At 71.2% G+C, this 18,007-nt stretch carries 18 protein-coding genes; 7 read left to right on the forward strand and 11 right to left on the reverse strand.

Annotated elements, in window-relative coordinates; all coding sequences use genetic code 11:
• Window positions 1–190: 190 nt before the first annotated feature.
• From BKK80_RS29090 to BKK80_RS29100, 3 genes are all read right to left on the reverse strand, one after another.
• Window positions 191–1,105 (reverse strand): glutaminase, encoded by a 915-nt coding sequence (locus tag BKK80_RS29090; protein ID WP_071019348.1) that lies wholly within the window; start codon window positions 1,103–1,105, stop codon window positions 191–193.
• A gap of 141 nt (window positions 1,106–1,246) precedes the next feature.
• Complete coding sequence (locus tag BKK80_RS29095) at window positions 1,247–1,939, reverse strand: LrgB family protein (RefSeq protein ID WP_071019345.1); 693 nt, start codon at window positions 1,937–1,939, stop codon at window positions 1,247–1,249.
• A complete protein-coding gene (locus tag BKK80_RS29100) occupies window positions 1,932–2,405 on the reverse strand; it encodes a CidA/LrgA family protein (RefSeq protein ID WP_157128602.1) in 474 nt (157 codons plus the stop codon). The genes BKK80_RS29095 and BKK80_RS29100 overlap by 8 nt, the downstream gene beginning before the upstream one ends.
• 183 nt (window positions 2,406–2,588) lie before the next feature.
• On the opposite strand from BKK80_RS29100, the gene BKK80_RS29105 reads away from it, so the two are divergent.
• Window positions 2,589–3,479, forward strand: coding sequence for a LysR family transcriptional regulator (locus tag BKK80_RS29105; protein WP_071072317.1), 891 nt, complete (start codon window positions 2,589–2,591; stop codon window positions 3,477–3,479).
• Window positions 3,480–3,733: 254 nt separating this feature from the next.
• Here the strand turns inward: BKK80_RS29105 and BKK80_RS29110 are convergent, their stop codons facing one another.
• On the reverse strand, window positions 3,734–5,002 hold the full coding sequence (locus BKK80_RS29110; RefSeq protein ID WP_071019339.1) for a glutamate carboxypeptidase: 1,269 nt from the start codon (window positions 5,000–5,002) through the stop codon (window positions 3,734–3,736).
• Between the two features lie 125 nt (window positions 5,003–5,127).
• Window positions 5,128–5,859, reverse strand: coding sequence for a BON domain-containing protein (locus BKK80_RS29115; protein ID WP_071019338.1), 732 nt, complete (start codon window positions 5,857–5,859; stop codon window positions 5,128–5,130).
• Window positions 5,860–6,562: 703 nt separating this feature from the next.
• On the opposite strand from BKK80_RS29115, the gene BKK80_RS36790 reads away from it, so the two are divergent.
• Both BKK80_RS36790 and BKK80_RS29120 read left to right on the forward strand, forming a co-directional pair.
• Entirely contained in the window at window positions 6,563–6,706 is a 144-nt protein-coding gene (locus BKK80_RS36790) for a hypothetical protein (RefSeq protein WP_157903363.1), read from the forward strand.
• A gap of 189 nt (window positions 6,707–6,895) precedes the next feature.
• The gene (locus BKK80_RS29120) at window positions 6,896–7,612 is read left to right on the forward strand and encodes an MgtC/SapB family protein (protein WP_418235902.1); all 717 of its coding nucleotides are present in this window, start codon (window positions 6,896–6,898) and stop codon (window positions 7,610–7,612) included.
• Window positions 7,613–7,668: 56 nt separating this feature from the next.
• Here BKK80_RS29120 and BKK80_RS29125 read toward each other — a convergent pair whose 3' ends face one another.
• The gene (locus BKK80_RS29125; RefSeq protein ID WP_071019332.1) at window positions 7,669–8,643 is read right to left on the reverse strand and encodes a Bug family tripartite tricarboxylate transporter substrate binding protein; all 975 of its coding nucleotides are present in this window, start codon (window positions 8,641–8,643) and stop codon (window positions 7,669–7,671) included.
• A gap of 434 nt (window positions 8,644–9,077) precedes the next feature.
• On the opposite strand from BKK80_RS29125, the gene BKK80_RS29130 reads away from it, so the two are divergent.
• Together BKK80_RS29130 and BKK80_RS29135 are read left to right on the forward strand one after the other, a co-directional pair.
• Complete coding sequence (locus BKK80_RS29130; RefSeq protein ID WP_071040146.1) at window positions 9,078–10,163, forward strand: calcium:cation antiporter; 1,086 nt, start codon at window positions 9,078–9,080, stop codon at window positions 10,161–10,163.
• Window positions 10,164–10,216: 53 nt separating this feature from the next.
• Window positions 10,217–10,906, forward strand: coding sequence for a uracil-DNA glycosylase family protein (locus BKK80_RS29135; RefSeq protein ID WP_071072319.1), 690 nt, complete (start codon window positions 10,217–10,219; stop codon window positions 10,904–10,906).
• Here BKK80_RS29135 and BKK80_RS29140 read toward each other — a convergent pair.
• The 3 genes from BKK80_RS29140 to BKK80_RS29150 all read right to left on the reverse strand — a co-directional run bounded on the left by BKK80_RS29140 (window position 10,861) and on the right by BKK80_RS29150 (window position 13,610).
• On the reverse strand, window positions 10,861–11,199 hold the full coding sequence (locus BKK80_RS29140; RefSeq protein WP_071019324.1) for a carboxymuconolactone decarboxylase family protein: 339 nt from the start codon (window positions 11,197–11,199) through the stop codon (window positions 10,861–10,863). The two genes, BKK80_RS29135 and BKK80_RS29140, sit on opposite strands and share 46 nt — an antisense overlap.
• 128 nt (window positions 11,200–11,327) lie before the next feature.
• The gene (locus BKK80_RS29145) at window positions 11,328–12,464 is read right to left on the reverse strand and encodes an OpgC domain-containing protein (protein WP_231908102.1); all 1,137 of its coding nucleotides are present in this window, start codon (window positions 12,462–12,464) and stop codon (window positions 11,328–11,330) included.
• A 216-nt stretch (window positions 12,465–12,680) separates the two neighbouring features.
• A complete protein-coding gene (locus BKK80_RS29150) occupies window positions 12,681–13,610 on the reverse strand; it encodes a LysR substrate-binding domain-containing protein (RefSeq protein ID WP_071019318.1) in 930 nt (309 codons plus the stop codon).
• 266 nt (window positions 13,611–13,876) lie between these two features.
• Between BKK80_RS29150 and BKK80_RS29155 the strand changes: the two genes are divergently transcribed.
• Window positions 13,877–14,668, forward strand: coding sequence for a crotonase/enoyl-CoA hydratase family protein (locus BKK80_RS29155; RefSeq protein WP_071019314.1), 792 nt, complete (start codon window positions 13,877–13,879; stop codon window positions 14,666–14,668).
• Window positions 14,669–14,728: 60 nt separating this feature from the next.
• On the opposite strand, the gene BKK80_RS29160 is transcribed toward BKK80_RS29155, so the two are convergent.
• Window positions 14,729–15,295, reverse strand: a complete 567-nt coding sequence (locus BKK80_RS29160; protein WP_071019312.1) for a winged helix-turn-helix transcriptional regulator — start codon at window positions 15,293–15,295, stop codon at window positions 14,729–14,731.
• Between the two features lie 208 nt (window positions 15,296–15,503).
• Between BKK80_RS29160 and BKK80_RS29165 the strand changes: the two genes are divergently transcribed.
• On the forward strand, window positions 15,504–16,358 hold the full coding sequence (locus BKK80_RS29165) for an alpha/beta fold hydrolase (protein WP_071072321.1): 855 nt from the start codon (window positions 15,504–15,506) through the stop codon (window positions 16,356–16,358).
• A 50-nt stretch (window positions 16,359–16,408) separates the two neighbouring features.
• Here BKK80_RS29165 and BKK80_RS29170 read toward each other — a convergent pair whose 3' ends face one another.
• On the reverse strand, window positions 16,409–17,803 hold the full coding sequence (locus tag BKK80_RS29170; protein ID WP_071072323.1) for a dihydrolipoyl dehydrogenase: 1,395 nt from the start codon (window positions 17,801–17,803) through the stop codon (window positions 16,409–16,411).
• Window positions 17,804–18,007: the final 204 nt, after the last annotated feature.

The following is an 18,007-nucleotide window of genomic DNA, read 5'->3' on the forward strand; positions in this document are numbered from 1 at the left end:
GGCCGCCGCGGCCGCGTGATTTCACCGCCCTGCCCGCGCTCGCGGGCGCCTGCCAGCCGGCACTCCGGCCGGCGGACGTGCGTCGGGAGCCTGCGGGCGATCGTCAATGATGGCGCAGCGGCGCGGCGCTGCCAATGGCAGAAAAGATCAAGGCGATTGACAGAAAGAGACGGCCGGGGCGCGCCGCCGTTCAGAAGATCGACTGCCCGGTCAGCGTGGTCAGCCACTCCAGCGCCTGCACGCCGGCCAGCGAATTGCCGCTGTGGTCCAGGCCCGGCGACCACACGCACACGGCCCAGCGGCGCGGCAGCACCGCGACGATGCCGCCGCCCACGCCGCTCTTGGCCGGCAGGCCCACGCGGTAAACGAAGTCGCCGGCCTCGTCATAGGTGCCGCAGGTCAGCATCAGCGCCGACAGCCGCTTGGTCGGGCTCGGTGCCAGCACGCGCTCGCCGCTCCACGGCACCACGCCGCCGTTGGCGAGGAACAGGGCGGCGCGCGCCAGTTCCTCGCAGCTCATGGTGATCGCGCACTGCCGGCAATAGGCGTCGATCACCGCCTGCACCGGCATCTCGATACGGCCGAAGCTCTTCATGAAATGCGCCATGGCCAGGTTGCGGTCGGCATGGGCCAGCTCCGAGCGCGCCACCTCTCCGTCGTAGTCGATGCCGTCCTTGCCGCACAGCCGGCGCAGGAACTGCACCAGGGCCGACTCGGCCTGCACGAAGCGGCTGCACAGCACATCGGTCACCACCAGCGCGCCGGCATTGATGAAGGGATTGCGCGGCAGGCCCTGCTCGTATTCGAGCTGTACCAGCGAATTGAAGGCATTGCCGGAAGGCTCGCGCCCGACGCGCTGCCACAGGTCCTCGCCCAGCAGTTGGAAAGCCAGCGTGCAGGCGAACAGCTTGGAGATGCTCTGGATGGAGAACGGCACGGTGGCATCGCCCACCGCATGGCAGCGCCCGTCCAGCGTCACCAGGGCCATGCCGAAGTGATCGGGCCGGACCTTGCCCAGCTGCGGGATGTAGTCCGCCACGCGGCCCTTGCCGAGCAGCGGCTGCACGTCGTCGCGGATGCGTTCGAGGATGGCGGTGTAGTCCATGCGGGCTCCGGGCAGGCGGGAATGCAGTCGTCGAGGCGGCACGGCACGGATCGCTCCGTCCGCCCGCCTGCGGGCCCAGCAGGATCCGTGCCGGGCCCGGCCGCCATCGTACCGCGCCGGCCGCGCGGGCAGACGCCGACGCTAGAAGAAACAGAGCCGGATCAGCGGCGCGCCCAGCACGCTGACCAGGCCGGCGATCATCATCACCAGCGAGGCCACCACGCCCTGCACCTCGCCCAGCTGGCGCGCCTTGGCGGTGCCGGCGCCGTGCGCCGCCGCCCCGAAGATGGCGCCGTGGGCCAGGCGGCTGCGCACCATCGGCAGCCACGACAGCACCAGCTCGCCGATGGCCATGCCGGTCAGGCCGGTGATGACCACGAACACCGCCGCGAGATCGGCCGGGCCGCCCAGCGAGCGCACCGCCTCCACCGCGAATGGCGTGGTCACGGATCGCACCGCCAGACCCTTCTGCAGCGCCAGCGGCAGGCCCAGCCAGCGCGCCAGCCACACCGAGGTGGCGACCGAGGTCAGCACCGCCGCCAGCACGCCGAGCGAGATCGACAGCCAGTGCTTGCGCACCATCGCGCGGTAGTCGTAGATGGGCAGCGCGAAGGCCACCGTGGCCGGGCCCAGCAGCCACAGCAGCCAGCGCGTGTCGGCGATGTAGTCGCGGTAGGGAATGTGCGCGGCCAGCACCAGGGCGATCAGCACCGCCGGCGTCGCCAGCAGCGGCATCAGCAGCAGGCTGGCGCGGCGCGCATAGAGATACTTGTTGAGGTAGTAAAGGCCGAGCGTGGCGGCGAAGCACAGGCCGGCCAGCAGGCCGTCAGACATGGTGGCGCTCCCGCTGGCGGCGCGCCAGCATCAGTTCGAGACGGTAGACACGGTCGACCACCAGCGCCGTCACCACCATCACCGCCACCGTGCTGCAGCCGATCACCGCGCAGATGCGCCAGCCATCGTGCCGCACCAGGTCCGGGTACTGCACCACCGCCAGCACGGCGGGAATGAAGAACAACAGCATCTCGCCGAGCAGCCAGTCGGCGCCGCCGCGGATCCAGCCGGTGCGCACCACGCCGCCGAACAGCAGCGCGGCCAGCACCAGCAGGCCCAGCAGGCTGGCCGGCAGCGGCAGGCCGAGGCGCCCGCGCAGCCAGTCGGCCAGCACCCACAGGGCGGACAGCGCCAGCACCTGGACCATGGCCAGCCCTCCCTTGCGCAGGGATGAGGCGACGGCATGGCGGGACGGCGCGGCGGCGGGGCCGGCCGGGTGGTGGGGGGAAGGCGAGAGGGCTGGCATGGTCGGGAAGCGGCCCGCAGGTGGCGGGATCGGTACTGGGGTCGGGGCGGTTACAGCACATCCGGAGGTGGTGCACTGGCCGCACGCTGGCGATGCTCTAGTGTACGAAGCCCGCTCCGATATATAAAATGAATATAAATTATTCATTTGATTCTCATCTGGAATAGAAAACGGGATCGTCCGATGGATATCCGCAGCCTGCGTTATTTCGTCGAAGTCGTCCGCCAGGGCGGCTTCACCCGCGCCGCCGGCGCCTTGCACGTGACCCAGCCGACCATCAGCAAGATGGTCAAGGCGCTGGAGGACGAACTGGGCGGACCGCTGCTGCTGCGGGAAGGCCGCACCGTGCAGCTCACCGATGCCGGCAAGGTGGTGCTGGCGCGCGGCCAGGCGGTGCTGGCCGAAGTGGCACGCCTGCGCCAGGAAGTGGCCGAGGTCGACGGCATGGCCCGCGGCGAGCTGGCGGTGGGCATCCCGCCGATGGCGGGACGCTATTTCGCGCCGGTGATCGGCGCCTACCGCCGGCAATACCCCGGCGTGGCGCTGCGCCTGCGCGAACAGGGCGGCCGGGCACTGGAAGAAGGCGTGGCCTCGGGCGAACTGGACCTCGGCGTCACGGTGCTGCCCGCCACGGTGCCGGGCCTGGGCACGCTGCCCGTGACCCGCCACGCGCTGACGGTGATCTACCCCGCCGCGCGCGCGCCGGCGAGCATGCGCGCGCTACCGCTGGCGGCGCTGGCCGGCGAGTCGTTCGTCATGTACGAGGATGACTTCGTGCTCTACCGCGTCATCCTCGACGCCTGCGAGGCCGCCGGCTTCCTGCCGCAGATCGCCGGCCAGAGCCGCCACTGGGACTTCATCGGCGAACTGGTGGCGGCCGACGTCGGCATCGCCCTGCTGCCCGAGCCGATCGCGCGCAGCCTCGACCCGGCGCGCGTGGCGGTGCGCCCGCTGGCCGCGCCCGAGCTGGCCTGGGAACTGGGACTGGTCTGGCGCGAAGGCTACCTGTCACGCGCAGCCCGGGCCTGGCTGGACGCCTGCCAGCGGGCCTTCGGCACGCCGTCGGCGCCGTGAAGGGCGACCGGGGCGTGCATGGCGCCGGCTGACCGTGGCGGCCGGGATCACACCATCGGCTTCGCTTCTTTGCTCACGTGCTGGATCACACCCTAGGCTTCGCTTGGGTGTGGTGCCTTGCTAGACCACCCCTCTCCTCCGCTCCCCCCGTGCGAGGAGAGGGAGCCAAGACACTATGCTCAGCGTGCTGTGTTGGCGCATCTCGTTTTGGCTTCGTCCAACGCGACGGGGTTCGTGCCGTGCCGCTTGACGCCTCACTCCCGCCCGATCTCCTCCAGCAGCCGCGTGACCAGGTAGAGCCGCGGCACCACGGCTTCGAGATCGACATACTCATCGCGCGCATGGTAGCCGTGACCCGCGAGGCCCAGGCTTTCCAGCACCGCGGCCTTGCCCGAACGCGCGGCGAAGCCGGCGTCGGTGCCGCCACCGGTACCGGGGATCAGCAGCAGCTTGCGGCCGTCGAGTTCGGCGTAGATCTGCTGGGCGCGTCGCGCCAGCGCCTGGCCGCGCGCGTCGGCGACGTAGGCCGGGCGGCCTTCGCTCATCGTCACCGTGGCCTGGGTGTCCGGCACCAGGTGCCCGGCCCCGACCTTCTGCTGCAGGGCGGCCTCCAGCTTCTGCGCGCCGCCCGGAACGCTGATGCGCACGTCGGCCCCGGCCGAGGCGGTCTCGGGGATCTGGTTGCGCGGGCCATCGGCGCTGGCGCTGGTCCAGTTGAGCTGGGTGCCCGGCACGTCCTTGGCCACGTCGCGCGTCTGCTGCAGCTGGTAGGCCAGCTCGAGCAGCGCATTGCGCCCCTGCTCGGGCGCGGCGCCGGCGTGCGAGGCGCGCCCCTTGATGGTCAGGGTCGCCGTGGCGGTGCCGCTGGCGGCCAGCAGCACGCCCTCGGCGCCGGCGGTGGCGCGGTCGGGCGAGGGCTCGAACGACAGCACCACATCGTGCTGGTCGGCCAGCGCCGCGATCCGTTCGCCGGAACCGCCCGACCCGACCTCCTCGTCGGGATTGAACAGCACGCTGAGCTGGGCAAAGTCGCGCCAGCCGCGCGCCTTCAGGATCTCCAGGCTGTGCAGGATCACCGCGATGCCGCCCTTGTCATCGGCGATGCCCGGCCCGTACAGGCGGTTGCCCTCGCGCCGGATCGGCTGGGTCGCCAGCGTGTTGGCCGGGTAGACGGTATCCATGTGGGCGATCAGCAGGATGCGGCGCTTGCCGGTGCCGACCAAGGTGCCCTGGACCAGCGTGCCCGGTCCGCGCGTGGCGGCGAAACGCTCAGTCCTGGCGCCCAGCGCGATGAGGCGCCGCTCGGTGTAGTCCGCCATCTGCGCCAGCCCGGCCGCGTTGGCGCTGCCGGATTCGATCGCGACCATGTCGCGCAGCGATTGCTCCAGCGCCGGCTGGGCTGCGCGGGCGGCGGCAAGCAGTCCGGCATCGGCGGCGGGCACCTTGGCGGCATCGGCAAACGCGGTGCCGCAGCACAGCGCGGCGCAGGCCGCGACCAGGGCGCGGCGGAAGGCGAAGGGCATGGGATCTCCTTTGTGGTTGGCTGGGTCCGCCGCGCGCCCGTCTCCTCCTGCCGGCGCGCAGACGAACGCCCATGCTATCGCCTCCGTGCGCGCCAAGCGAGCACTGCCCAGCCAACCGGCCGGCCTCAGCCGGCCAGCTCGATCCGGTTCACCACGTTCTCCACCCCTTGCACATACCAGGCGTCCTGCTCGGCACGGCGCCGCACCGCGTCGGTGACCGCACAGCCATCCAGCGTCACCACCCGGCCCTCGGTATGCACGCCGATCTGCTCGGCATCGACGAAATCGTCAGTCTCCAGCACCAGCCGCAGCGCCTCCGTGATCTCGGCATCGCTGTCCGCCTCCGCCGGCTCGACCTTCAGTTCGTTGACGACGCAGCGGCAACCTGGCACCCACCACGCCAGCACGCCGGCCAGGCGCAGGTGCGAGAGGCTGATCACATGCCCGCTCAGCGTGACCACGCCGTCGGCGACACCCACCTCGATCTCGCCGGCACTGTCCTCGCCGGCCGCGCGCAGCTCGTTGCTGCGCCCCTTGGCCCGCGCACTGATGCGGCAGTTGCGGAAGTCGATGTCGTCGAGCAGGCGGTCGCACACCGCGGCGCGCAATTCGCCATCGCCCACGGGATTGCTGCCGTCCGCCACGCGCAGGTGGTCGATCACGCTGGAGACGCCATCGACGCGGCGCATCTGCGCCGCGGTGCGCGTCTTGTCGACGATGTCCGCCACCTCGCCCTCCAGCAGCAAGGCGCCGTGGTCCAGGCGCATATGGATGACCGGATGCTGCGGATGGCCATGGAAAGGCACATGCGCCAGGGCGGCACGCGCCTGCGTCAGCACTGATTCGCTACTCTGCATGATGTCTGCCTCCTCTCGACTGCCGTGTGGAATGCCCTCCCGCCGCGCGGCGCACGCGGGGCATGGCGGCGCGGGCCTCGCCCGCGCGGACGGACCCCAACCCATTATAGGAACGGCCCCGGCGCTCTCGCGCACGGCCGTGCGGCTTGACCTTGACAGGCCAACGGGCTATAGTCCTCGCTTCGTTAAAAGTTTGGGGTTCCCAATTGGACACTTCCAGTTGTCCTGATCCGTTGGTCAAGCATTAACCCCCGCCAGACTTTCCGCCGCATTCCCCGGCCACCGTCTGGCAGGACCTGCAAGACGGTGCGCATCCAGCCCTAGTGCCCTAGCGGCTGACCCGCACTCCATACGCTTTACCCGAATCATTCGCAGGCGCTGTGCCGCCCGCGAAGGGATCGGCCTTGGGCCGTCCGCCACGCCAGCGCGTGACGGCGCGTCCCGGGCCATGGCGCGCCGCCCGCGAAACGGCCCGCCGTCCCGGTCGCCCGTGCGCACCATGGTGCGCACGGGCGGGCGCCCCATTTGTTCCACCGCAACCAGGAGGCCAACGATGCCCGACGACCCTTGTAGTCCGTCATCCGAACCGCCGCGCGCCCCATATGGCCGGCGCGCCTGCCACGAACCTGCCCGACCGAGCGCGCCGCTCGCCTGACCGATCCGCCGAGCGACGCCGGGTCCGGGCCCCGACAGGAGAATCCACATGAAATACGCTGTCCTGCTGCCCGACTTCCGTCACCCCGAAATGGCCACCCACGACGCCGACCGCCTGCGCGCCATGCGCCAGGCCGGCGCGCGGCGCGCAGCCGCCTGGCTGCGCCGCCTGCTGAGCGGCTGGCGCGGCTGAACGCCGCGGCGGCCCCGGCGCCCGTGCCGGGGCCGCCCCCTCCGACTTCCCGACTCATCGACCGCACCGCTGGCGCGCCCGCGCGCGCCGGCGGATGCGTCACGCGCCTGCCACGGGCGCCGGCTAGCCTTGCGGGCGGATGCCCGCGACCGCGCCCGCCGACCGGTGGCGGCAAAGGAGAACGTTTCTGTGCGCATGATCAACAACTTCCAGTGGCTGCCGCTGCTGGACACCCTGACCTGCCTCGCCCTCGCATTCGTGCTCGGCTCCGCGATCGGGCTGGAACGCCAGTTCCGGCAACGTACCGCGGGGCTGCGCACCAATGCGTTGGTGGCGGTCGGCGCCGCCGTCTTCGTCGACCTGGCCTGCCGCCTGGGCGGCGGCGACGGTGCCGTGCGGGTGATCGCCTACGTGGTATCCGGCGTCGGCTTCCTCGGCGCCGGCGCCATCATGAAGGAAGGCATCAATGTGCGCGGGCTGAACACGGCCGCCACGCTGTGGGGCTCCGCCGCGGTGGGCGCCTGCGCCGGCGCCGGCTTTGCCGCCGAAGCCCTGCTCGCCTCGCTGTTCGTGCTGGCCGCCAACACGCTGCTGCGCCCGGTGGTCAACACCATCAACCGCGCACCGATCGACGACGCCTCGACCGAAGTCACCTACCAGATGCGCGTGATCGCCCCGCGCGAGCACGGCAAGCAGGCGCTGGCCGCGCTGGAGGACAGCCTCGAGCATGCCAACTACCCGGTGGGCGACCTCGATGTGGAGACTTTCGGCGAGGACGACGTGGAAATCGTCGCCACCCTGCTGAGCACCTCGGTGGACTCGGACGAACTCGACCGCGTGGTCGAGGGACTGGTGCTCAAACCCTTCGTCTCGCAGGCCTACTGGAGCCCCAGCACCACCGACTGACGATGGCCGGCGCCGGCCGGCCGGTCAAAGGGGCCGCCGACGGCCGGCGGCCCGCCTCACTCCTGGATATTGGCCTCGCTGACGATCTTGCGGTAGGCCTCGGTCTCCTTGGCGATGAAGGCGCGGAAGGCCGCCCCATCCTTGGCGTCGATGTCGACGCCCGCCTCGGACAGCCTGCCCTTGACCTCGGGATCGTTGATGGCGTGCGCGAGCGCTTCCGACAGCCGGTCGGTGACCGCCTTGGGCGTCGCCGCCGGCGCGAACACGCCGAACCAGAGCCGCATGTCGATGCCCGCCAGGGCCTTGTTCTCGGCCAGCGCCGGGATGTTGGGCGCCGCGTGCGAGCGCGCCGCCGAGGTCACGCCGATGGCCTGCAGCTTGCCCGACTTGATCTGCGGCAGCGCGGTGGACAGCACCAGCACGCCCAGCTCGATCTGGTTGGCCATCAGGTCGGCAATGGCCGGCGCTCCCCCCTTGTAGGGCACGTGGGCCATATTGACCTTGCTGGCGCTGCGGATCAGCTCGCCCGACAGGTGCAGCGGCGTACCGATGCCCGAGGTGCCGTAGTTGACCGGCTTGTGGCTCTTGGCCAGCGCCAGGAAGCCGTCGATGCCGCGGATGCCCGACTGCGCGCCCGACACCAGCACCATCGGCTGGGACCCGACCATGCGCAGCGGCACCAGGTCGCGCTGGCCGTCGTAGCGGATACGCGGGTTGGTCAAGCGCGCGATCGAGATCTCGCTGTTCGACCCCAGCAGCAGCGTATAACCGTCCGGCGCGGCATTGACGGTCTTGACAGCACCGATGGTGCCGCTGGCGCCGGGCGCATTGTCCACCACCACCGAGACGCCCAGTTCGCGCGACAGGCGCTGGCCAAGCACGCGCGCCACCAGGTCATTGCTGCCGCCGGCCGCATAGGGCACCACGAGCGTGACGGGATGGTCGGGATAGGCGGCCAGCGCCGGCGCGGCGGCGAACGAAGCCGACAGCGCGGCGGTCAGCGCCAGCGCGGCGGCAAGAGACTGTTTCATCGGATTCCTTGTTCTGTGATCCCCGGGGGACCTGTGCCGGACCAGGGGCGCGCCGTCCTGCCCGCCGTTGCGGCTCTTACGGCTCGCGCGCGACGCGGATTGTAGGGCGGACGAATGCGGATTGGGAAGCCGGCAAACCGCCCCGCCAGACCCGCGCGGCGGCGGCACGTGGATGCGCTCAGGCAAAGTTTGCGCCACTTCGCGGATCGATGAAAACCTACCGTGAAACGGCGCCACCCTCCGATCATTCGAAGAAAACTTCCACTATATGAGTCGAAAATCTTCAAATTTCGCGGAACCATAGGCCATCTTCCCTGCCTTACCCCTGGTCCAAGACAGACGCCACGCGGATCTATCGAATCCATCACATGGCGCTGGACAGACATCCGAGAACAACACAAAGATCACTCGACACAGGAAAGGAAATCAACGGGATGGCATTGGCTTCGAACAAACTGCCGGCATGGACGATCTGGGCGCCGCTGGGCGCCTGGGCCGTGCTCGGCGCCCACACCGCCCTGCCCGGCCAGGCCTGGCTGCTCTGGATCGCGGCGCTGGCGCTGGCCGGCGCGGTCTTCTCCGCGGTGCACCACGCCGAGGTGGTGGCCCACCGCGTCGGCGAACCCTTCGGCACGCTGGTATTGGCGATCGCCGTGACCGTCATCGAGGTCTCGCTGATCGTCTCGGTGATGCTGTCGTCCGGCCCCGAGAAGGCGGCCCTGGCGCGCGATACGGTGTTCGCCGCCGTGATGATCCTGTGCAACGGCATCGTCGGCCTGTGCCTGTTCGTGGGCGGCCTGCGCCACCGCGAGCAGGCCTTCAAGGCGCCGGGCGCGACCGCGGCGCTGGCCGTGCTGGCCGCCTTGATGACCCTGACCATGGTGCTGCCCAACTACACCAGCACGGTGCCGGGCCCGGTACTGTCGCCGCCCCAGCTCGCCTTCTCGGGCATCATCGCGCTGGTGCTGTACTGCGTCTTCGTCTTCGTGCAGACGCTGCGCCACCGCGACTACTTCCTGATTGCCGGGGTCTCCGACGAAACCGTGCATGCGCCGCCACCGCCGGTGCGCGTCGCGCTGTCCAGCCTGGCGCTGCTGATGGTGTGCCTGGTGGCCGTGGTCGGCCTGGCCAAGGTGCTGTCGCCGGTGGTCGAATCGGCGGTGGCGCGGGCCGGCGCTCCCGCCGCGGTGGTCGGTATCATCATCGCGGCCATGGTGCTGCTGCCGGAAGGCCTGGCAGCGCTGCGCGCGGCGCAGGCGGACCGCCTGCAGACCAGCATGAACCTGGCGCTGGGCTCGGCGCTGGCCAGCATCGGGCTGACCATTCCCACCGTCGCCGCTGTCTTCATCGTGGTGGGCCAGCCGCTGACGCTGGGCCTCGGTCCGAAGGAGATGGTGCTGCTGGCGCTGACCGTGGTCGTGTCGACGTTGACACTGGGGCTGGGCCGGACCACCATCCTGCAAGGCGTGGTGCACCTGGCCATCTTCGCCGCCTACCTGTTCCTGTCCATCGTCCCCTGAGCCCGCTGAGCCCCCCCCCGACTCCCCCGAGCCGCCGCGCGCGGCACGCGCCCATGCCCCGCCGACCCGACCTGCCCGCCGCGCCCGCGTGCGGCGACCTCGACAGCCTGCTTGCCGAGATCCGCGCCTGCCGCGCCTGCGCCGACGCCCTGCCGCTGGGCCCGCGCCCCGTGCTGCAGGCGGGCGCCGGCGCAAGCATCCTGGTGGTCGGGCAGGCGCCGGGCGCGCGCGTGCATGCCAGCGGCATCCCCTGGGACGACGCCAGCGGCGCGCGCCTGCGGCAGTGGATGGGGGTGGACGACAGCGTCTTCTACGACGCCTCGCGCATCGCGCTGGTACCGATGGGCTTCTGCTACCCGGGCCGCGGCAAGAGCGGCGACCTGCCGCCGCGCAGCGAGTGCGCGCCGCTGTGGCTGGATACGCTGCTGGCCAGGCTGCCCGGGATCCGGCTCACGCTGCTGCTCGGGCAATACGCGCAACGCCGCTTCCTCGGCCGCGCCGCGCGCGCCAGCCTGACCGAGACCGTGGCCGCCTGCGCGGACTACGGACCCGGCTGCATGCCGCTGCCCCATCCCTCGCCGCGCAACCAGGGCTGGTTCCAGCACCATCCCTGGTTCGCGCGCGACCTGCTGCCGGTGCTGCGCGAGCGCGTGCAGGCGGCCCTGGCGGCGCACGGCGCGCCGGCGCCGCAGGGAATTCAGGCAGTACGGGAGGCGAAGGCGTCCATCACGCGCGCCGAGTAGACCAGCGCGGCGCCGGTGTTCACGGCGATCGCCACGCCGAGCGCTTCCATCACCTCTTCGCGCGTGGCACCGCGCTTGGCGGCGGCCTCCGCATGCACGGCGATGCAGCCGTCGCACTGCCGCGTGACCGCCACGGCAAGCGCGATCAGTTCGCGCGTCTTGGCATCCAGGTGGCCGGTCTTGGCGCCGGCCTCGCTGAGATGGCCGTAGCCCTGCACGGTCTGCGGGCTGAGCTTGGCCATGTCGGCGATGGTGGCCAGCAACTGCTTGCGGTAGGCATCCCACTCGAGCATCATGATCGGCTCCCTGCGGACGCGGCCAGGCGCGCCGGCCGCGGTGGCAATGCGCGGCCCGGCAGGGCCGCAGTCACCAAGGAGTCTAGACCATGCGGCGGCGGCCGCTCGGGCCGCTCGCGCCGTGTTCAGGCCGCCTGGCTGCGCGCGGCGAGGCGGCGCGCTTCCTTGCGGCGCCCCCACCAGCCACCGATCCCCAGCAGCAGCGCCACGGCGATCAGGTCGCCGGTGAGCGCGACCGGGCGCGGCGGCCTGCCACCGGCCACGCCGTAGGTGAAGCCTTCGATCACTACCGACAGCGAAGCGCCGAAGACGAAGCAGAACAGGCTGTGCCGGCCGATCTGCACCACCGGCCCCATCCACTGCGCCAGCCGCGCCACCCAGCCGGCGCGGGCCGCCAGGTAGACCAGCCAGGCGATCCCGAGGAAACTGACCAGCCGCAGCGCGGCCAGGCTCTGCTTGGGCAGCGGGAACGCCAGCACCGGCACCCAGGCCGGCAGCCAGGGCTCGTAGACGTGCGGCCGCATCCACAGGTAGGCCAGCAGCACGCTGCACAAGGTGATGCCGATGGCGACGGCCGTCAGCAGCGAACGGCCCAGCACCCGCTGCGGCAGCATCACGTCGGGACGCAGCCGCGACAGCAGGCCCAGGCCGAACATCAACTGCCAGGCAAAGGGATTGAAGGACCAGCCAGTGCCCTCGCTGCTGGGCAGCAGCGGCGTCAGCACCGGCGCCATCAGCCACAAGGCCACGCTGCAGCCGACGAAGGCCAGCGGCCGCGCGCGCGCGGCCCGCACCGCCAGCGGCGCCAGCCCGATGAAGACCGCGTACATCGGCAGCACGTCCGAGACGAAGGGCTGGCGCGACAAGCTGACCAGCTCCAGCAGCGTGGTGACGGGGTGGGCCTGGAACACCAGCGCCTCGGTCGAGCGGATCGCCGGCGCCGGGATGCGGCAGGCCGCCAGCAGCAGGCCGAACACCAGCATCAGCACGGCCGTCAGCAGGAAAGCCTGGTAGATCACCCAGCTGCGCCGGCGCAGGCGGCTGCCGGCGATGCCCGCGCCGTGGCGGGCTTCCATCGCCAGGTAGGCCGAGGCGGCCGAGTAGCCCGCCAGGAAGACGAAGATCTCGGCGGCGTCGAACAAGACGAAGTTGCGGATGGTGTAGTCGCCCAGCACGCTGCCGTTGACGTGGTCCACCACGATGAAGATCAGCGCGATGCCGCGGATCAGGTCGATCTCGGTACGGCGCTGGGACAAGCTCATCACTGCGTTCAATTCCTGTGGTTGGTAGCGGCCGTGCGCCGCTGCTTTCTTCTGAGTTTTTGTTCTACGCCATACCGGGGAGTTCCCGATAGTTGGATTCCGTTTCGGCGGGTTTCAAGCTGTTTCAAAGCCTGGCACGGAGCACATCCGGAGCGTCGCCGGCGCGGCCGGAATCCAGCGGCACCCACCCTCTGCCGCCGAGGCGGGCGGCACGTCTCAGCCGGGCTCGCCGATCACCTGCGCCGCCAGTTCGGCTTCGACCCATTGGCGGAAGCGCGCCACGGCGGGACGCGCCTGCGCCTGCGGGGCCACCACGAAGCGATAGCCGATGCCGTCGGCCGCGTGCTCCGGCAGCACCACGCGCAGGCGTCCCTGGGCCAGCAGCGGCAGCGCCAGCGGCGTGCGGCCGATGGCCACCCCGGCCCCCTGGGCGGCGGCCCGCAGCACGTGCTCGTACTCCGAGAAGTACAGGCAGGGCTGGCCGGGCGAATGCGCCAGGCCCAGGCGCGGGTACCAGTCCGTCCACGACATCCACGGAAAGCGTCCGGCCGGATCGTGGTAGACCAGCAGCGGCGTGCGCAGCAGGTCGGCCGCCGTGCGGATGCGCGCCGCCACCTCGGGCGCCGCCATCAGCATCACACGCTCACGCAGCAGCGGCGCTTCGGAGCCGTCCACGGCGCACAGCCGGATGCCCAGGTCGAAGCCCTCGCGCTCCAGGTTGGCATTGGCCTCCGAGGCATCGACGCGCACGTCGATATCCGGCGCCAGCACCTGGAAGCGCGCCAGCTTGGGCACCAGCCACAGCGCGGCGAACGACGGCGTGGTGGTGACCGTGACCGTGCTGCGCTCGGCGGCCAGCAGGCGCACACAGGCCTCGGCGAGGCCCTCCACGGCGGCCCGCGCCGCCGCGTAGAACTCCCGCCCCTGCGGCGTCAGGCTCAAGCCCTTGCCGCCGCGCACGAACAGCGCCGTGCCCAGCACGTCTTCCAGGCTCTTGACCTGCTTGCTGATGGCGGACTGGGTCAGGCACAGCTCGTCGGCCGCCGCGGTGAAGGACAGCAGGCGGGCGGCGCATTCGAAGCCGCGGATGGCTTCGAGCGACATGGCGCGCAGCGCGGCCGCCGCGACAGGACTCGGCTTGGACATGAGCGGCTGGAATAGCGGAGATGACGACAGTTCCGGGCAGAACGGAACGATCGCGCCAACAATGGCACCACGGCCTGCAGATGACAGCGGAGATATCGCGATGGCGGACGCGCCCGGAAAGCGGGATTCTACCCGACACCGGCGCGTGATGCAGGCCGCACACGTGACGCCAGACGCTCGCCTGCCGGGCCGCTGACAAAGTTTGACTTTCGCCCGTACCGGCCCCAGGGCCAGCCTGCGGACCTTTCCTTCCAGGAGACACCAGCATGACTTCCTACGTCGACACCCGGCAGCACGGCCAGCACGTGCTGCTGACACTGAACCGGCCCGCCAAGCTCAACGCGCTCAGCTATGGCCTGATCGACGAGCTGATGGGACATCTCGATGCGCTCGAAACCGATCCGGCCGTGCGCACCGTGATCCTGACCGGCCAGGGCGAGCGCGCCTTCAGCGCCGGCGCCGACATCGCCGGCTTCGCGCCGGACATCGCCATCTCGCCGGAGCAGGCCCATCGCGAGTTCCTGCTGCGCGGGCAGGCCTTGACGCGGCGCCTGGAGACCTATCCGAAGCCCGTCATCGCCGCCGTCAACGGCCTCGCCTTCGGCGGCGGCTGCGAGGTGGTCGAGGCGTGCAGCCTGGCCGTGGCCGCCACCCACGCCACCTTCTCCAAACCCGAGATCCGTCTCGGCTTCCCTCCGACATTCGGCGGCACGCAACGGCTGCCGCGCCACGTCGGCCGCAAGCGCGCCATCGAGATGATCCTCACCGGCGACGCCATCGATGCCGACACCGCCCGCCGTATCGGCCTGATCAACCAGGTGGTGCCGGCCGCCGAACTGCTGCCGGCCTGCCTGGCGCTGGCCGACCGCATCGCCCGCCATGCGCCGCGCGCGGTGACGGCTGCGCTGCGCGCCGTGACGCGCGGCATCAACGTGACGATCGATGAAGGGCTGGCGATCGAGGGGATGCAGTTCATGATCGCCGCGGCCTCGGCCGATGCGCGCGAGGGCACGCGGGCTTTCCTGGAGAAGCGGGAACCGCGCCTGTCAGGGCTCTGATCCTGGCGATGTCCTGGCGATGTCCTGACGATGTCCTGGCGACGCTGCGGGCGCAGTGGACTAGCTCCCCGACGCCTCCATGACCGGCGCGGCCTCCCCTTGCGCTGCAGGCGCCGCGCCCTCCGAAGCCTGCGCAGCCAGGTGGGAGGCCGCCGCCGCCAGCCGCCGCCGCATGCCCTCGCTGGCCGCCGGCCCTGGCACCAGCGCATGGCGGGCGAAGCCGATCGGCTCGCCGCTGGCGGCATCGACCAGGCGCGGCTCGACCGGGCGGCCGCTGGCCTTGTCGACCAATTGCACGCTGGCGCCCTCGGGCGCGAAGTGCCGGTTGCCCCAGGCCAGCAAGGCGAGCAGCACCGGCTGGAAGTCGTGGCCGCGCTCGGTCAGCACATATTCGAAGCGCGGCGGCCGTGCGGAATACTGGCGCCGCTCCAGCAGGCCCGCCTCGACCAGCCCGGCCAGGCGGCGCGTCAGCATATTGGGCGCGATGTCGAGGTTGCGCTGGAAATCGTCGAAGCGGGTCGAGCCGTACAAGGCCTCGCGCAGGATCAGGATGCTCCACCATTCGCCCACGCGCTCCAGGCTGCGGGCGATCGGGCATTGCATGTCCTTGAAGGTCTTTCGTTGCATGGTCGTGGCTCCTTGGACGGCATCTTAGCAGTCTTCGCGCCAGTGGAATCCATTGCCATTCAAGGGCTTACCGCAGCGTCGCCCCAGCGCGCCGGGCATGGCCGGGCATGCCGGCCGCGCGGCCGGCGCCACGCCCCCGCGCCGGCAAAGGCGGATCTCGGGCAGAATGCCCGCGTGTGCCTTACGCTGCGCCGACACCGGCCAAGACATGACTTCGATCCGCCACATCGCCTCCGGGCGCGCCGAGCTCGCGACTGAAATCGCCGGCAGCGGCGCCCCCGTCGTCTTTCTCCATGCCAATGTATGCGACCGGCGCATGTGGCGTACCGAGCAGGACGCCATCGGCGCCACTCATAAGGCAATCGCCTATGACCGCCGCGGCTTCGGCGGCAGCCGCGCCGAGCCGGAGGATTTCTCGGCCCTGGACGACCTGCTGGCGGTGCTGGATGCCACCGCGGATGGCGCCCCGGCGGTCCTGGTCGGCTGCTCCCTGGGCGGCCGCATCGCGCTCGATGCCGCGCTGCGGCACCCGGCGCGGGTGCGGGCCCTGGTGCTGATCGCCCCGAGCATCGCCGGCGCTCCCGAGCCGGTCCATGCCCCCGTGGTGGCGGAACTGCTGGCCCAGGCCCGCGACGCCGAAGCGTCCGGCGACATCGATCGCCGGAATGCCTCGCAGGCGCGCCTGTGGCTGGACGGGCCGCTGGCCGCGGAAGGCCGCGTGGCCGGGCCCGCGCGCGATCTGTTTCTCGCCATGAACGGCATCGCACTGCGCGCGCGGCCGTTCGGCGCGGACCAGGATATCCAGCCGATGTTCCACCGCCTCGGCGAGATCGCCGTGCCGACCCTGGTGCTGTGCGGCGACCTCGACTTTCCCCACATCCAGCAGCGCTGCCACCACCTGGCGGCGACGGTGCCGGGCGCGGAACACCAGACCCTGGCGGGCATGGGCCACCTGCCCAGCCTGGAAGACCCGGCGCGCATCAGCGCATGCATCGCCGGCTTCCTGGCGCGCCGCGTCGACGGCGGCGGCGGTGGCGACCGCCACGCCGGGCCCGCGCGCTGAGCGCGGCGGCGTTCGTCGCCAGGCCCTCACGCCCTCACGCCCTCAAGCCCTCACGCCGCCTGCAGCTTCGCCGCGGCGTCGCGCAGCGCGGTGCGCAGGCCCTCTTCCACCACCGGGTGGTAGAAGGGCATGGCCAGCATCTGCTCGATGGTCAGGCCCTGCTGGTACGACCAGGCCAGCAGGTGCGCGATGTTCTCCGCGCGCGGGCCGCTCCACTCGGCGCCGAGGAAGCGTCCATCGGCGCGGTCGGCGTAGACGTGCATCAGGCCACGGTTCTTCAGCATGACGCGGCTGCGGCCCTGGTCCTCGAAGCTGACCTCGCCGGTGACGAAGCTGCCCTCGGCCAGGTCGGCGAAGCGCCGGCCCACCATGGCGATCTGCGGATCGGAAAACACCACCGCCAGCGGCGCGCGGCGTGCCAGCGGCTTGAGCGCGGGCCAGGCAGCGGCGTTCTCGCCGGCCGCCTTGCCTTCGTCGGCGGCCTCGTGCAGCAGCGGCAGCACGTCGTTGACGTCGCCGGCCAGGAAGACCGGCGCGCTGCCGCATTGCAGGGTGGCCGCATCGAACACCGGCACGCCGCGCGCATCGAGCGCCAGCCCGGTGTTCTCCAGGCCCAGCCCGCGCACGTTGGGAGCGCGGCCGGTGGCGGCCAGCACGTAGTCGAAGCGCTCCGTGACCTCGCGCCCTGCCGTATCCGTATAGCGGATCACCGCCTCGTCGCCCTCGCGCCGCATCTCGCTGACGCGGGCGTCCGGATCGAGGTAGAAGTCCTCGCGGAAGACCTGCAGGGCCGCCGCCTTGACCGCCGGGTCGGTGAGCGGGCCGACGCCGCCGCGCACGCCGAACACGCGCACCCGCACCCCCAGGCGCGACAGTGCCTGGCCCAGCTCCAGGCCAATCACACCGGGGCCGAAGACCGCCACGCTGCGCGGCAGGTCATCCCAGGAAAACACATCGTCATTGACCACCAGGCGGTCGCCGAACACGCGGAAAGGCTCGGGCACCACCGGGCTGGAGCCGGTGGCGATCACTACGCGGCTGGCCCGCACGGTGACGCTGTCACCGACCTGCAGCACGGTGTTGTCGATGAAGCGCGCATAGCCGCGCAGGCGGTCCGCCTCGTCGAACCCTTCCACGCCGCGCACGACGAAGCCGACGAAACGGTCGCGCTCGCGCTTGACGCGCGCCATCACCTCGCGCCCGTCGATGCGCACCGCGCCGTCCACATGCACGCCGAAGGGCGCGGCATGGCGGATCTCGTGCGCGGCCTCCGCGGCCGCGATCAGCAGCTTGGAGGGCATGCAGCCGACGCGGGCGCAGGTGGTACCGTAGGGACCGCCCTCGATGATCACGGCGCGCTTGCCGGCGGCCTTGGCGGCCCGGTAAGCGGCGAGGCCGGCGGTGCCGGCACCGATCACGGCGACGTCGGTGACGATGGTTTGCATGGATTCTGCTCCTCGAAAGGTACGGATGCCGGGAAGGCCCGGCGGCTCCGGTGGGTTCTGGGGATGGTGCGTGACGGGGGCGATCGGACGGCGGCGCCTGGCGCGCGCGCCAATCGGCGAATCGGCGAATCGGCGAATCGACGGGCGGGATGGCAGCACGCTGCCATCGGGTCCGGCGACTGGGTCCGGCGACTGGGTCCGGCA

This window comes from Cupriavidus malaysiensis, assembly GCF_001854325.1.
Taxonomy (GTDB): domain Bacteria; phylum Pseudomonadota; class Gammaproteobacteria; order Burkholderiales; family Burkholderiaceae; genus Cupriavidus; species Cupriavidus malaysiensis.